This is a genomic window from Micromonospora sp. GCM10011541 (assembly GCF_042650725.1).
GTDB classification, from domain to species: Bacteria; Actinomycetota; Actinomycetes; order Mycobacteriales; family Micromonosporaceae; genus Micromonospora; species Micromonospora sicca.
On record NZ_JBHSBP010000036.1, the window covers coordinates 24404 to 38178 of the forward strand.

The window sequence follows — 13775 nt, forward strand, 5'->3', positions numbered from 1 at the left end:
CGAGGCTAATAGCGTCGATCGCTGGTTACCACGTGCGCTCGTCCGCCTCAACGAGCTGGGCAAGCTTTGCCAGTGCCATGCGGGTACCCGTCTCGTTGTCGGCCGCGGGCACACCATCGGGGATGCCGTCATGCACGACGAGGACCTCAGTGCCGCCATCTGTATCGGTGAGCGTGGTCGTCATCGTCATCGTGCCTTGAAGCGCGGGGTCTGCGGTCTCAAACTCGAGCACTTCCACCAGCTGCTCGTTCGGGACGAGCTTCAGAAAGTGGCCGTGGTAAGTGTCGGTGTGTGGTGCGGACTTGCCGGTGCCATCCGGCGCGTCGTACGTGAGCGAGACGCGGAAGGAGCCACCTTCGCGGGCGTCGAATTCATGCACGTAGCTGCTCATGCCGGCCGGCACCCGCCACTTCGCGATCGCGTCCGGGTCCAAAAGCGCCCTGTAGACGGCTGGACGCGAAGCACTCACGTGATGAGAGACCTGCATCGAGTACATCGAGCGAACATACCCCTCGTGTGACCTGCGGTGGGAGACATCTGGGTGGCGCTGTGAGCCGCTGTGAGCGGGGACCGTGTTCGCCAGAGCACACAAACGCGGGTTTGAGGGTGCGGAACTCTTCCCGCCCGGCCCGTGCCGGGCACCCAGGAGGTTCCGCCCGCCGCCGGGCCCGGACATCGTCGGGCCGCCGCGAGCTGGACGCCTTGGGTGCCGCGCAGTGCTTGGTGCGCTGACACCTCATCGAACACCGCAACCCGCGAGGGAGGACGAGCTCCTCCCGAGGCCAGTGCGGCTCATGGCGCGTCCCGTTCTCTGGGCCCGGTCGCGGTCCTCTTGACCGCCCGCTAGCGCCCCGCCGCCCCGCCCGTGGTGACGGCGGCGGGGCCGGAGGTGACCCCACTCATGTCCCGCATCCCGGCACGCCTGCGTGCCCTCACCCACCACCGCACCATCCGCCTCTCCGGCCGGACTGTCGCGGTCGCGGCTCAGGTCGCCCTGTTCCTATCCGTTCCGGCGACGGCGTTCGCCGACACGGGCGAGCCGGTGTACCTGGCGGTGAACTCGCTGCCGGTCGTGATCGGAAACCTGCAGACGTGGCTGATGGGCATCCTCGCCGCCGTCGCCACCCTGTTCCTCGTCCTGGCAGGCGTCTACTGGGCTACCGCCGGGGGTGACCCGGCCCAGGTCGACAGGGCCAAGGGTGCGCTGAAGAACGCCCTGGTCGGTTACGGCCTGGCGGTTCTCGCGCCGGTGCTGCTGCAGGTCGTCCAGGGCATCGTCGGGGGCTGAGGCCGTTATGGGTTGGTTGCTCGATCAGATCCTGGACTGGCTGGCGGCGGCGACCCTGGCCTGTCTGGACGCGCTGTTCGGGGTGATCAGCAGCGCGCTGCTGGTCACCCCGAACGTCACCGCGCTGCCGCAGGTGCAGGCGTTGACTGGCCGTTCGGTCCTCGTCGTGGACACCGTGTTCGTCCTGGCGTTCGTCGCCGCTGGTGTGCTCACCATGACCGCTGGCGGCAGCGAAGGCTCCCGCTACACCGTCAAGGATTTCATCCCCCGCTTGATCGTCGGCTTCGTCGCCGCTCACTTCTCGCAGCTGTGGTGCGGCATGCTCATCGACCTCGCCAACGCCCTCACCGCCGCCCTGACCACCGACGAGGGGGACAGCGACGGAGCGCTGCGAGCGATCAAGGCTCACATCGCCGCCGGTCAGGACAAGACCGCGGTGCTGCTGTTCGTCGTCTGCGTGGCCATCATCGCGGTCCTTCTGGCCAGCACCGCGTTCAGCGTGATCGTCAGGTTCGCCGTCGTGCTGGTGCTCACCGCGTTCGCTCCCCTGGCCCTCGCCTGCCACGCACTGCCGCAGACCGACCCGGTGGCGCGGCTGTGGTGGCGGTCCTACGCCGGCACCCTCGCGGTGCCGGTGGTGCAGGGGTTCACCCTCTACGCCGGGCAGTGGATGCTCACCGACCCCGACAATTTGCTGCCCGTGCTCGGGCTGCCGGTGGATCCGGGCGGGGTGATCAACCTGTTCTTGGTGATGGTCATGCTGTGGACCACGCTGCGGGTGCCCGCCCTGATGCGCCGCTGCGTCTCCACCAGCGGCGGTGGCGGGGGCGCGAACATGCTCGGCGCGGCGGTGCGGGTGATCGTGGTGCAGCAGGTCACCCGGTCGATACCCGGCCTGGGCCGGATCCGGGCGGTGACCCGATGAGTCGACACGACCGGGACGCCGAGCCGCACCGGGCGCGGATGCCCGCCGACGTCGACGCACCCGACAAGGTGCTCTATGGGCTCACGTTCCGGCAGCTGGCCATCCTCGCCGTAGCCGCCCTCGCCTTCTACGGCGCATGGCGGGCCCTGCACGACCTGCTGCCGGCGCCGGTGCTGCTCGGCGCGGCTGTCGTCATGGGTGGGCTGGTGTTCGGCATCGCCGTGGGCCGCCGCGACGGCCTGTCCCTGGACGTGTGGCTGCTCGCCGCCGTGCGGCACTCGCGGGCACCACGGGCGCTGTCGACCACCGACACGACATCGAAGACGCCGGACTGGGTGCAAGCCCCGAGGAGCACCGTGATGCTGCCCGCGCCGTTGAAGCTGCCCGCCGATGCGATCGACGACAGCGGGGAGATCCGCCTCGGCGGCGCCCGGGCGGCGATGGTCGCCGCTACCAACGTCAACCTCGCCCTGCGCACTCCGGACGAGCAGGCGGCGCTGGTCGACACGTTCGGCCGGTGGCTCAACTCGCTGTCCACGCCGACGCAGATTGTCGTGTCGGCGCAGCCGGTCGACCTGCGCTCTCACGCGCGCAAGCTCGCCCACGCGGCGGACGACCTCCCGCACCCGGCCCTCGCGGACTCGGCGGCGGATCACGCTCAGTTTCTCGACGAACTGGCGCAGCGGCGGGATCCGCTGCGGCGGCAGGTCCTCATCGTCACCCGCACCGGCGCCGGGGAGCGGGGTGAGCACGCCGCCCGCCGCCGCGCTGACGACACCGTCCGGGCCCTGTCCGGCCTCGGCGTCGCCACCCGCGCCCTCGATGGGGCGGCGGTCACCGCCGCGATCGCCGCAGCAGCCGACCCGTACCGGCCGCCCCGTCCTGGTGGCTTGGCCGCACCCGACACCGTCATCAGCTCACCCCCCTCGGTTGAGCGGGCACCGCGCAGAAAGAAGCGACGGACATGAGGACTCTCAGACAGGCCACCACAACCGACCGAGCCGAATCATCCACCGGGCTGGCGGCCGCGGTCGCTCCCGCCTCCGTGGAGGTCACCCCGCGCATGCTGCGGGTCGGCGACGGCTACGCCGCGACCCTCGTGGTCACCGGCTACCCGGCCGAAGTCGGCCCCGCCTGGCTGGAGCCGCTGCTGTCCTGGCCGGGCCGGCTCGACCTGGCCCTGCACATCGACCCACTACCGGCGCCGGTCGCGGCATCAAGGTTGCGTAGCCAGCGGGCCCGGTTCGAATCGTCCCGGCGGGCTGACAGCGGGCGGGGCAAACTGCCCGACCCTGCCGTCGAGGCGGCAGCGGACGACGCCGCGGACCTCGCCGAGCGTCTCGCCCGCGGGGCGGCGAAGCTGTTCCGCGTCGGCCTGTACCTGACCGTGCACGCCCGCACCGAGGACGAACTACTCGAGGCGTGCGCGCAGGTCAAAGCCGCCGCCGCCTCGACCCTGATCGAGGTGCAACCCGCCACGTGGCGACACCTCGCCGGGTGGACCACCACCCTGCCCCTCGCCACGGACTCCCTGCAGATGCGGCGCACCATGGACACCGCCGCCCTAGCCGCCGCATTTCCCCTCGCCAGCGCCGACCTGCCCGCGCCGCTGCCCGGCGACCCGCCGACCGAGGGTGGACTGCTGTACGGGGTCAACCCGGACTCCGGGGGCATCGTGTGGTGGGACCGGTGGGCACAGGAGAACCACAACTCCGTCGTCCTCGCTCGCTCCGGCGCCGGCAAGAGCTACTTCGTCAAACTCGAGATCCTGCGGAACCTGTACCAAGGGGTTCAGATCGCAGTCATCGACCCCGAGGACGAGTACCTGCGCCTCGCCGACGCCGTCGGCGGGGCCATCGTGCGCCTCGGCGCTGCCGGAGTGAGAGTCAATCCGCTGGACCTGCCCGCCGGGGACACCCGCCCGGACGTGCTCACCCGCCGCGGCCTGTTCCTGCACACCCTCACCGCTGTGCTACTCGGGCAGCAGCCGCCGCCGGCCGAACGCGCCGCACTGGACCGGGCGATCCTGGCCGTCTACCGGCAGGCAGGCATCACCGCCGACCCGGCCACCCACCACCGCCCAGCCCCACTGCTGCGCGACCTCGCCGCGACCCTGCAAGCCGACGCGGATCCGGCGGCGCGGCAGCTCGCCGCCCGGCTCGCACCCTGGGTCGAAGGGTCGTTCTCCGACCTGTTCGACGGGCCGACCACCACCCGCCCCGAGGGGCACCTGGTGGTGTGGTCGCTGCGGCACCTGCCCGACGAGCTGCGCACCGTCGGCACCCTCCTCGCCCTCGACTCCATCTGGCGCGACGTTGACACCCCCGGCCGGGCCCGCCTGGCCACCCACCGGCTCGTCGTCGTCGACGAGGCGTGGCTGCTCATGCGCGACGGCGAAGGCAGCCGGTTCCTGTTCCGCATGTCCAAGGCCGCCCGCAAGCGCAACGCCGGCCTGACCGTCATCACCCAGGACGTCGCCGACGTCCTCGGCACCGACCTCGGCCAGGCCGTCGTCGCCAACGCCGCCACCCAGGTCCTGCTCAAGCAGGCCCCCCAGGCCATCGAAGCCATCGGCGACGCGTTCGGCCTCACCGCCGGGGAACGGCGGCTGCTGCTCACCGCCCGAACCGGACAGGGGCTGCTCATCTCTGGCACCAACCGCAGCAGCTTCGAGGCCATCTCCTCCAATGCTGAGCACCTGCTGTGCACGACCCGGCCGGCAGAGGTGGCCGCCCTCGACGACGAGGAGGCAGACGACCTATGAGACCACCAGACACGACCATCCCGGCCCCAGCCACACCGGCGCCCAGCCCTTCGGGGCCGGGCGCCGGGTTCGTGGCGCCCCCGGCCGGCCCGGGCCGATGGGTCGTTGACGGCGCGCAGTGGGCCACACAGCGGCCATGGCTGCTCGCCGTAGCGGCCGCCGCGCTCATCGCCTACGTCGCGGCACGCAACCTCCTCCAGGTGTGGCGGCACCGGCGGCACGCCATCGGCGCCCGCCTGGTCACGATCGCCCCGCCACCTGAAGTCGACCCGCACGGCGCCGCCGCCCTGTGGGCGAACCTCGCGGGAACTCTGACCCCGTCCCGGTGGCGGCGTCTGCTCTACGGCAGCCCTCACGTGGCGTGGCAGTACACCTGGACCGGGCGGCAACTGCTCATCTCGGTATGGGTGCCCGGCACCGTGCCGCCCGGCGCCGTCGAGGCCGCGATCCGCGCCGCCTGGCCCGGCGCCACCACCACCACCGACGACACCGCCACGCCCCCGATCCCCCTCGACGTACCAGCGGCGGTCGGCGGGCACCTGCTGCCCACCGCCGCCGAGTGGCTCCCACTGACCACCGACCACGACAACGACCCCCTGCGGGCGCTGATGTCCGCCGGGTCCGGGCTGCGGGCCGATGAAAATGCCTGCGTGCAGGTCCTCGCCCGCCCCGCCACACCCCGACGCGCTCTGCGCGCCCGACGTGCCGCCGCACGGCTTCGCGACGGCAAGACCGCCGTACCGGCGATCAACCCCGCCGCCCCGCTGCTGTGGCTCATCGAGCTGTTCCTGCCAGGGCGCACCGGCGGGATGACCCGTCCCGCCCCGTCAACCGGGCGGCGGGACCCGGGAGTGGAGCGGGACGTGCGGGCAATCCTCGACAAGACATCCCACCCGCTGTGGCAGACCGCAGTCCGCTACGCCGTTGCCAAGGACAGCCAGCGCGGCGGCTCCAGCCCGCTGGAACGGCTCGGTGGGGTGGCCGCCACGATCGCCTCGTCGTTCGCGGTCTACTCCGGCCGCAACCGCCTCACCCACCGCACCCGCATGTCTGCGCCCGTCGCCGTCCTCGCCGGCCGGCGCCTCGGCTCAGGGTTCCTGACGTCCACCCCGGAGCTGGCCGCCCTCGCCGCGCTGCCCCGCGACCTCGCCGTCCCGGGCCTCGACCGGGCCCGCGCGAAGTCCATGCCCACCCCCGTCGCCGTGCCCACCGGCGGACGTGGCACGAAGGTCCTCGGCACTGCCGAGGTCGGCGGCCACGGCGTCGCCCTGTCCGTGCCGGATTCGCGCTATCACCTGCACGTGATCGGATCCACCGGCTCCGGGAAGACCACACTGCTGGTCAACATGGCCGTCGACGACATCAAAGCCGGTCGCGGCACGGTCGTCATCGACCCCCACGGCGACATGGTCCTCGACATCCTCGACCGGCTCCCCGCCACGGTCGCGGACCGGGTGGTGCTGTTCGACCCCGACCAGCCCAACCCGCCCACGTTGAACCCGCTGTCCGGCGATGACCCGGACCTGGTCGTGGACAACCTGGTGTCGATCTTCGGGAACATCTTCGCCAAGGCGTGGGGGCCGCGGATGGACGACGTGATGAGGGTGGCGTGCCTGACCCTGCTGCGCCACGCGAACGTCACCCTCCAGCACATCCCACCCTTGTTGAACTCGGCGCAGTTCCGGTCGGCGATGACGGTCAACCTCGACGACCCGGCAGGGCTGTCCGGGTTCTGGCAGTGGTACGACGAGCTCAACCCGGCCCTGCGCTCCCAGGTCATCGGCCCTGTCCTCGCCCGCCTGCGGGCGTTCCTTCTCCGGGACTTCGTCAAGCGCACCATGCGCTACCCGCACTCCAGCTTCGACATGGGCAAGGTCCTCGACGGCGGAGCGCTGTTGGTCCGCATTCCCAAGGGCCAGCTCGGTGAGGACACCAGCAAGCTCCTAGGCTCCCTCGTCCTGGCGCAGGTGTGGCAGGCCGCCACCGCCCGCGCTCGCATCGACCCCGACAAGCGCCGCGACGCCACCTTGATCATCGACGAGGCACAGAACTTCCTCACCCTCGCCAACTCGCTGGACACGATGCTCGCCGAGGCCCGCAAGTACCGGTTGTCCTTGGTCCTGTCCCACCAGGACCTGGCCCAGTTCCCCAAGGACCTCCTCGCGGCGGCTTCGGCGAACGCCCGGAACAAGATCTACTTCTCCTGTGCGCCGGAAGATGCCCGGGTCCTCGCTCGGCACACGCTGCCGGAACTCGACGAGCACGACCTGACCCACCTCGACGCCTACACCGCCGCCACCCGCCTCGTCGCCGACGGACGGCAGACACCGGCGTTCACCATGAAAACGCGCCCGCCCAAGCCGGTCGTCGGCGAGGCGACCGCGATCCGGCAGGTCGCCGCGGCAGCCATCACGCCGCAGGACGCCAGCGCCATCGACGCCCTCGTCGACCGGCTCTCCCGCGGCGAGCGGCCCGGCACCAGCACCGACGCGGGCAGCGCTGGCGACATCGCCAGCACCAAGCGCGGCAGCCGCAAGACCCGCAACCCCTGACCGCCCTCCCGCCGACCTACTGGACGGCGGCGTGTCGCAGCGAATCTCGCCCTTCCGTGACGCCTTCCGCTGAGGGTTCACCGGTCCTTCACGACCTCCCACCAGCTCACGTCGACGCCGGGCGCCCGGATGGGTCTGTCAGCGCAGCACACCGCCCGTGAGTGCCCATCGTCATCGGCGTCGACAGTTCCAGACTCCCTCCTCATGGGAGGGATCCACTACTTCTACTTCCTGAGGAGATCCCCTCATGTCCAGCGAATCCTCCACTCCCGCGTCTCGTCCGTCCTCCTCCCGTTCCCCCGCCAGCAAGCGGCAGCGCCTGGCCTACTTGCGTCGCCTGACCCTGCGCGACCGCCAGCTTCTGGCCTGGCTCGCCGAGCACTACGTGCTGCCCACCGAGCAGGTCACCCAAGCCCTGTTCCCGTCGGCTCGCTCGGCCCGGCTGCGGCTGGCCACCCTGCACGCCATCGACGCCGTGCACCGGTTCGTCGACGTCACCACCGGCGACAACCAGAACCTCTACACCCTCGGCCCGCTCGGCATGCTCGTGCACCCCACCACCTACACCGATCCGCAGCGGGCGAATGCACGGCCGCCGCGCAGCAGCATCGAACGCACCGAACGCATCATCGGCAGCCCGAGGCTGCGGCACCTGCTCGGCACCAACCAACTCTTCGTCGACCTGCTCGCCTACACCCGCACCGACGCAGGCGCCCGCCTCGCGCGGTGGTGGTCCGAGCAGCACACCACCGCCGCCTACGCCCTCGCCGAGATCCGACCCGACGCCCACGGCATCTGGCAGGCCGGCGGCCGAACCGTGGGGTTCTTCCTCGAACACGACAACGGCACCGAGCCCCTCGCCACCGTGGTGCGCAAGCTCCGCGCCTACGAGCGCCTCGCCGAGTTCGGCCCCCGCTACCCGGTCCTGCTGCGCGTACCGAACCGGCGCCGCGAAGCCAACCTGATCGACGCCCTCACCGGCGTACCCACCGCCATGCCCATCGCCACCGGCCTGCATGGCGAGCACCCCGCCGGGCCCGCATGGACCCTCACCGCCGACCCCGGACCCCGCCGCTGGCTGCACGAACTGCCCAGCGACCACGGGCCCCGCAACACCGCCACCAACCCCCACCGATTTCACGCCGAGGACGACCTCTGACATGGGTGTAGCGCAAATCCTCAGATAGCCGCAGCGTTCACGGCACATACCCACGCCTGGCTCTGACGGCCTGAAGTTGGCCCCACCAGGACGGCTTGATCCGGCCCCACGACCCTATTGAGCACGGGACACGCCGTAACGCTGCGTTAGTTTGGGTCGCCACTGACTGACCGCTGTATCCGCGGGCTCGTAGCGCGCTTCGCGGCAAATCCGGATGCGTTGGCGTCCGCCGAGTGGCGAAATGCGCCGTCGTGCTGAGGCGGACGCTTCTGCGACCTGCGCACTACCCTGACGGCTGAGCTGGCGCCTTCTTTCTCGGTGTTATGGTCGCGGCGCAAGCCCGTCCTGCGCACGATCGCCGAGCCACCCGAGGCCAAGGCACGGCCGGCCTCCGGGTACCACGCGGCGTTCAGCGGCCCCTACACGGTCGCCGCGCCGCCGCCGCCCGTGACCCCCGCCGCCTCGCCGTGGCCGCCCTGGTGCGCTGCGTCGAGGACGAGTGCTGCAGCGCGTCGTTCTCGCACGCCTTCCCCGCCGTCCTGCGCGTGACCACCCGCACGGCCGAGGACCTCGAGGCCCGCGTCGAGGTCAACCGCGGCGGCCTCGGCAACCCCTGTCCGACGAGGAGCTGGCGAGGAAGTTCCACAACAACGCCGTGACGTCCCTCCCGGAGGAGCGCGCGGCCGAGATCGCGGCCCGAACGCTCGCCCTTCCTGACGCTCAGAGCGTCGAGGATCTCACCGCGCTGCTGACCTCGGCGGGGGAGCGCTGAGGTCGAGACAGTTACCGCTCCCGGACTGCGTAGGTCAGGTGCGTCACCCTCGGGGAGGGCTCTGCGCGGACTGGCTCCAGGGCCACGCGGCCCGCGTCCACGCCCTCGAACAGGCGGATTCCGGAGCCGAACAGCACGGGTGAGAGCGCGATCGAGAACTCGTCGATCAGGTTAGCGTTCACGTACTCCAGGATCGTTGCGCCGCCGCCCGCGATGCGGACGTCCCGGTCGCCGGCGGCCTCGCGGGCCTGGTCGAGCGCGGGCTCGATGCCGTCGTTGACGAAGTGGAAGGTGGTCCCACCCGGCCGCTCCCAGGGGTCACGCTTCTCGTGCGTCACGACGAAGACCGGCGTGTGGAACGGCGCCTCCTCCGGCCACGCCTGCTCGCCGGCGTCGAACATGCGCTTGCCCATCACGCTCGCGCCGGTGCGCTCGAACGTCTCCCGCACGATGTCGTTGTCGCGCCCCTCCTCGCCGCCCTCGCCGAGCTTCAGGTTCTCCCGGATGAACCGCTGCGGGAAGATCCACTGCTGCAGTTCCATCCACTGCTGCCCCATCAAGTCCCCGAGGGACTCGGGCGCGATGAACCCGTCCAGCGACATCGACACACTGAAGAACACCTTCCCGGCCATCAGCCCTCAACTCCCTTCCGAACGATCTCGGTGACGTAGGCAGCCAGGTTGCTCAGGGTCTGCTGGCCGCCCTCGATCGCGTGGTACTTCTCGACCGCCTCGTCTCGCAGCTCCTTGGTGGGGAACACCGTGCGCATCTCGATCCGGGTCGCCGCCCCGTCGGGCGCGAACGTCAAGACCGACTCGAAGGCGTTCGGGTCGCCGCGGGACTCACCGTGCAGCAGCGCGATCCCCTCCGGCGGGACGATCTCGGTCCAGGAGATCCACTCCTGGTAGTCCGTCCCGTCCGGCCCGTGCATCACGAAGTCCCACTCCCCGCCGACGCGGAACTCGAACGCCCGCGTGGTGGTGGTGAACCCCTCCGGCCCCCACCACCGCGACAGGTGCCGCACCTCGGTGAACGCCTCGAACACCAGCTCCCGTGGGGCATTGATGACCCGGGAGATCACGATCTCGCGGTCAGCCGTCGCGGACTGCGCCGGCGCTCCTCGTCCCATCTCGCTCATCAGCTACTCCTCCTGCCTTGCCTGCTTCAGGTCCTGCACGTACGCGTCCAGCCGGTCGAAGCTCTCGTTCCAGAACCGCTCGAACCCGCCGGTCCACTCGTGAACCGGTCGCAGCCCGCGGGCGTCAAGGCCGTACAGGCGCTGCTTGCCTGCCTTGCGGTCCCGCACCAGCCCGACCTCCCGGAGCACCCGCAGGTGTTTGGACGCCCCCGGCTGGGTCATCCCCAGCTCCTGCGCCAACTCGGTCACCGGCCGCTCACCCGCCCGCAGCAGCACCAGGATCTCCCGGCGCCGCGGCTCGGCGATCGCGTTGAAGACGTCCGACGTCGTCGCTGCTCGTGCCATGGCAACCATCATATACCCATAACAGCATGCGTCAAGCCGAGAGGAATCAAGCGGGTCTTGTCAGATGACGATCCTGACCCTTGTCAGCGGCGAGCACCATCCACAGGTTCTGATCATTGCTCCCCGTCGTCGAGCTACGGCAGCTGGTGGATGATCACGTCTCTGTCGTCACGCACGCCGTCATCGATCGGGGCGATGGCGCCAATGATCGTTGGACGCGGGGGTAGCGGCGCGTCAGCCGGTTCTCGGCAAATGAGGATGGGTTCGCACCGGCGGCGGTGTTGGCCGGCATAGGGTAAGCCAAGTCCGCTGCGGTGACTCACCGTGTTGAAGGCAGTTCCGATCGTCTTCGCGGTGGGGCCAGTTATAGCCGTCCTGGTGGCACCGGCGGTCGAACAGTCGCCCGGGCCCACTGAGGCCAACTCAGGCCGTCAGAGCCACACGCCGGTTCAAACTCCGATTCCCAGCGCGAACGGCCCTTCGGCCTGGAGTGACTCAGCCCAGAAGGCCCCCGCCACCCGGCTCGACGACGTGCCCCGGCCCCCGCCGCGACACGTGTCGACCGACCCGCAGCACGTTCGGGGTCTCGGAGTACAACGCCGCGTTGATCGCACCCATCGCTACCCCGGGAGCCCGCCGAACGCGGTCGAGATCCTCCGCCACGCGGGCCATCAGCGCCAATCGGCAGCGCATGTCGAACAGCTCCCGCCGCGAGCATTTCAACGCCGTCTCCAAGCCCTTCACCCGTTCGCGCAGCCACTCCAGCTCGGTCGCCTGCTCCACCTTTGCCCCTCCTGTCGAGTTGAGGTGGCGACCGCCCGCCGGTTCGGGTCCTCCACCGGACGGCCGCCATGGGATCACTCTGGGCCACTCGAAAGGACTGCGCAAGTAGGTAGTCCTAATTCGGCACTGCCAGATCGGCCTACGGTCGCGGTGTGGGTGAGGTCCCGGGGCCGCTGGTCGGCCCCCACGAGCTGCAAGAACTGCTCGGCGTGAGCCGAACCCGTATGCGTCAGCTCGTGCGCTACCCGACCTTCCCGGAGCCGTTCCAACGCCTGCATGGGACCACGGTTTGGCTGCGCGCCGACGTTGAGGCGTGGATTGCCGTGCACCGCCCACCTCGGGTCACCGACGGCGACGACGCCGAATAGCTCGCCTGCACCGGCAGGGCAACCACTCGGAGGCTCTCCGTCGCTCGCAGGGCTCCACCGGCCGAAGGCGCGGGAGGCTCGCACCTCGAACGCGGGACGTTCGAGGGAGCCCGGCCGGCTCTATGCCCACCCCTTCGGGACCTGCCGCGGGCCGGGCGGCGCCTGCATGTTCCGGTCCGACCGTGCGGGTCAACGGTCGTCGCCGAACAGGTAGTGCAGGTACCGCTGCGGGTCGGCCAGGAACGAGCGGGTCAACACCACCGGCTGCGCCTCGTCGTAGCTGACCTCGCTGATGGTGCCGGTGACGTCGATCTGCAGGATCCGCGCGTGCGGTACGGCCAGCAGGATCGGTGAATGGGTGGCCACGACGAACTGCGAACCGGTCTCAGCGAGGTCGCGGATCCGGGTGAGCATCGCCAGGCAGCCGTGCACCGACAGCGCGGCCTCCGGCTCGTCGAGCAGGTACAGCCCACGCGACCCGAACCGGTGGGTAGCCAGGTCGAGGAACGACTCGCCGTGGGAACGCTCGTGCAGGCTGCGGCCGCCATAGCTATTGCCGACACCGAGGCGGTCGATCTCAGTGGCCACGTTGTAGAACGACTCGGCGCGCAGGAAGAACCCGGTGCGCGGCTTACCGACCCCGCGAACCAGTCGCAGGTACCCACCCAGGGGCGACTCTGTGGCGCGGGTGCTGAACCGGAAGTTGGCTGATCCGCCCTCGGGGTTGAACCCGGACGCCACCGCGACCGCCTCGATCAACGTCGACTTGCCGGTGCCGTTGTCGCCGACCAGAAACGTCACCGCCGGATCCAGTTCCAGCCGGCCCGCCGCCCGTAGCCCTTCGACGACGGGCAGCGTGAATGGATAGCCCGACAGGTCCGCGTCGGCCTCGGCCAGCTCCACCCACCGCAGGAAACCGCCGCCGCCTCGACGTCGGGCCGACGCATTGGGACCGGTCACCACCACGCGACCCCCTGCTCCGCCGCCATGTCCTCCAGCGCCTCAACGGTAGTTGGCGGGCAACCCGCCTCGCCGCCTCGGCGGCTGACGCGGTCGCCCCACCGCCGTCGAAGGCGCGGCAAGCAGTGCCGAGCCACCGCGTCCCTTCCGCTGTGAGGCCCGGCGCATCAGCTCCCGCCAACGGTCACTGTCGGTAGTTGCAAAAATTTCGCGTGCTGTCCGCCCACCTGGAGGTCCTGGTGTCCGCTGGCAGACGGCGGGGCGTACCACCTTCTGGTGTTGGGCCATCGTCGTGGTCCCCGTCTCGTCCCAGGGCAGCATTGCCTGGGCGAGCTGCTTGACCTGCCGGGCGGTCACGTCCAGCCCGCGGCCCCCACAACGTCACTACAGTGCGCGTCTGTCAGACAACAAGATCGGCTGTGAGTGCGGTCGGCTCTCACAACGTTCGCGCCCGCGACCCGCCTGTCAAGGGTGTTGATCTCTCACAGTGCAGGCCAAGGCCGTTCTCGGGCCGCGGTGCGGCCGGGGAGCGCTGTGAGAGACCGCCGCTACCTTCTTCGGCAACACCCTCACCCACATATCGCTCCACCCGGTTCGGTCCCACCTCAGGGATCCCTCGCCGCACCTACCCGGTGCGCCACGCCCACCCGCTCCGGCCGGTCGGCACGCGCACCGCGCGGCGACCCCTCCAGGTCGCACCAACCAACCCGCACCACCTGAC

The 13775-nt window shown here is 70.5% G+C and carries 13 protein-coding genes; 7 read left to right on the top strand and 6 right to left on the bottom strand.

Features of this window, described 5'->3' with window-relative positions; genetic code table 11:
* Positions 1–25 precede the first annotated feature (25 nt).
* Entirely contained in the window at positions 26–496 is a 471-nt protein-coding gene (locus tag ACFOYX_RS15325) for an SRPBCC domain-containing protein (protein WP_322443070.1), read from the bottom strand.
* A gap of 405 nt (positions 497–901) precedes the next feature.
* On the opposite strand from ACFOYX_RS15325, the gene ACFOYX_RS15330 reads away from it, so the two are divergent.
* The 6 genes from ACFOYX_RS15330 to ACFOYX_RS15355 all read left to right on the top strand — a co-directional run bounded on the left by ACFOYX_RS15330 (position 902) and on the right by ACFOYX_RS15355 (position 8688).
* The gene (locus ACFOYX_RS15330; RefSeq protein ID WP_322443071.1) at positions 902–1288 is read left to right on the top strand and encodes a pilin; all 387 of its coding nucleotides are present in this window, start codon (positions 902–904) and stop codon (positions 1286–1288) included.
* 7 nt (positions 1289–1295) lie between these two features.
* Positions 1296–2213 carry a conjugal transfer protein TrbL family protein gene (locus ACFOYX_RS15335; protein ID WP_322443072.1) on the top strand — a complete coding sequence of 306 codons (918 nt, stop codon included), beginning with the start codon at positions 1296–1298 and terminating at the stop codon, positions 2211–2213.
* Complete coding sequence (locus tag ACFOYX_RS15340) at positions 2210–3181, top strand: PrgI family protein (protein WP_322443073.1); 972 nt, start codon at positions 2210–2212, stop codon at positions 3179–3181. Before ACFOYX_RS15335 ends, ACFOYX_RS15340 begins: the two co-directional genes overlap by 4 nt.
* Positions 3178–4977, top strand: coding sequence for a helicase HerA domain-containing protein (locus tag ACFOYX_RS15345; RefSeq protein WP_322443074.1), 1800 nt, complete (start codon positions 3178–3180; stop codon positions 4975–4977). Before ACFOYX_RS15340 ends, ACFOYX_RS15345 begins: the two co-directional genes overlap by 4 nt.
* Positions 4974–7529, top strand: a complete 2556-nt coding sequence (locus ACFOYX_RS15350; RefSeq protein WP_322443075.1) for a helicase HerA domain-containing protein — start codon at positions 4974–4976, stop codon at positions 7527–7529. The genes ACFOYX_RS15345 and ACFOYX_RS15350 overlap by 4 nt, the downstream gene beginning before the upstream one ends.
* A 247-nt stretch (positions 7530–7776) precedes the next feature.
* Positions 7777–8688 (top strand): replication-relaxation family protein, encoded by a 912-nt coding sequence (locus ACFOYX_RS15355; RefSeq protein WP_322443076.1) that lies wholly within the window; start codon positions 7777–7779, stop codon positions 8686–8688.
* Between the two features lie 783 nt (positions 8689–9471).
* Here ACFOYX_RS15355 and ACFOYX_RS15360 read toward each other — a convergent pair.
* The 4 genes from ACFOYX_RS15360 to ACFOYX_RS15375 all read right to left on the bottom strand — a co-directional run bounded on the left by ACFOYX_RS15360 (position 9472) and on the right by ACFOYX_RS15375 (position 11726).
* The gene (locus ACFOYX_RS15360; RefSeq protein ID WP_322443078.1) at positions 9472–10092 is read right to left on the bottom strand and encodes a dihydrofolate reductase family protein; all 621 of its coding nucleotides are present in this window, start codon (positions 10090–10092) and stop codon (positions 9472–9474) included.
* The gene (locus ACFOYX_RS15365; protein WP_322443079.1) at positions 10092–10598 is read right to left on the bottom strand and encodes an SRPBCC family protein; all 507 of its coding nucleotides are present in this window, start codon (positions 10596–10598) and stop codon (positions 10092–10094) included. Before ACFOYX_RS15365 ends, ACFOYX_RS15360 begins: the two co-directional genes overlap by 1 nt.
* A gap of 3 nt (positions 10599–10601) precedes the next feature.
* Positions 10602–10943, bottom strand: a complete 342-nt coding sequence (locus ACFOYX_RS15370) for a metalloregulator ArsR/SmtB family transcription factor (RefSeq protein WP_322443080.1) — start codon at positions 10941–10943, stop codon at positions 10602–10604.
* 495 nt (positions 10944–11438) lie between these two features.
* Positions 11439–11726: a hypothetical protein gene (locus ACFOYX_RS15375; RefSeq protein ID WP_322443081.1), complete on the bottom strand. Its 288-nt coding sequence runs from the start codon at positions 11724–11726 to the stop codon at positions 11439–11441.
* Between the two features lie 152 nt (positions 11727–11878).
* On the opposite strand from ACFOYX_RS15375, the gene ACFOYX_RS15380 reads away from it, so the two are divergent.
* The gene (locus ACFOYX_RS15380) at positions 11879–12094 is read left to right on the top strand and encodes a hypothetical protein (protein ID WP_322443082.1); all 216 of its coding nucleotides are present in this window, start codon (positions 11879–11881) and stop codon (positions 12092–12094) included.
* Between the two features lie 189 nt (positions 12095–12283).
* Here ACFOYX_RS15380 and ACFOYX_RS15385 read toward each other — a convergent pair whose 3' ends face one another.
* Positions 12284–13054, bottom strand: coding sequence for an AAA family ATPase (locus tag ACFOYX_RS15385; protein ID WP_322443083.1), 771 nt, complete (start codon positions 13052–13054; stop codon positions 12284–12286).
* Positions 13055–13775 lie beyond the last annotated feature (721 nt).

Coding starts and splice junctions, on each gene's coding strand:
- ACFOYX_RS15335 (WP_322443072.1), top strand. CDS start 1,296: ATGGGTTGGTTGCTCGATCAGATCCTGGACTGGCTGGCGGCGGCGACC.
- ACFOYX_RS15350 (WP_322443075.1), top strand. CDS start 4,974: ATGAGACCACCAGACACGACCATCCCGGCCCCAGCCACACCGGCGCCC.
- ACFOYX_RS15370 (WP_322443080.1), bottom strand. CDS start 10,943: ATGGCACGAGCAGCGACGACGTCGGACGTCTTCAACGCGATCGCCGAG.
- ACFOYX_RS15355 (WP_322443076.1), top strand. CDS start 7,777: ATGTCCAGCGAATCCTCCACTCCCGCGTCTCGTCCGTCCTCCTCCCGT.
- ACFOYX_RS15340 (WP_322443073.1), top strand. CDS start 2,210: ATGAGTCGACACGACCGGGACGCCGAGCCGCACCGGGCGCGGATGCCC.
- ACFOYX_RS15360 (WP_322443078.1), bottom strand. CDS start 10,092: ATGGCCGGGAAGGTGTTCTTCAGTGTGTCGATGTCGCTGGACGGGTTC.
- ACFOYX_RS15330 (WP_322443071.1), top strand. CDS start 902: ATGTCCCGCATCCCGGCACGCCTGCGTGCCCTCACCCACCACCGCACC.
- ACFOYX_RS15345 (WP_322443074.1), top strand. CDS start 3,178: ATGAGGACTCTCAGACAGGCCACCACAACCGACCGAGCCGAATCATCC.
- ACFOYX_RS15325 (WP_322443070.1), bottom strand. CDS start 496: ATGTACTCGATGCAGGTCTCTCATCACGTGAGTGCTTCGCGTCCAGCC.
- ACFOYX_RS15365 (WP_322443079.1), bottom strand. CDS start 10,598: ATGAGCGAGATGGGACGAGGAGCGCCGGCGCAGTCCGCGACGGCTGAC.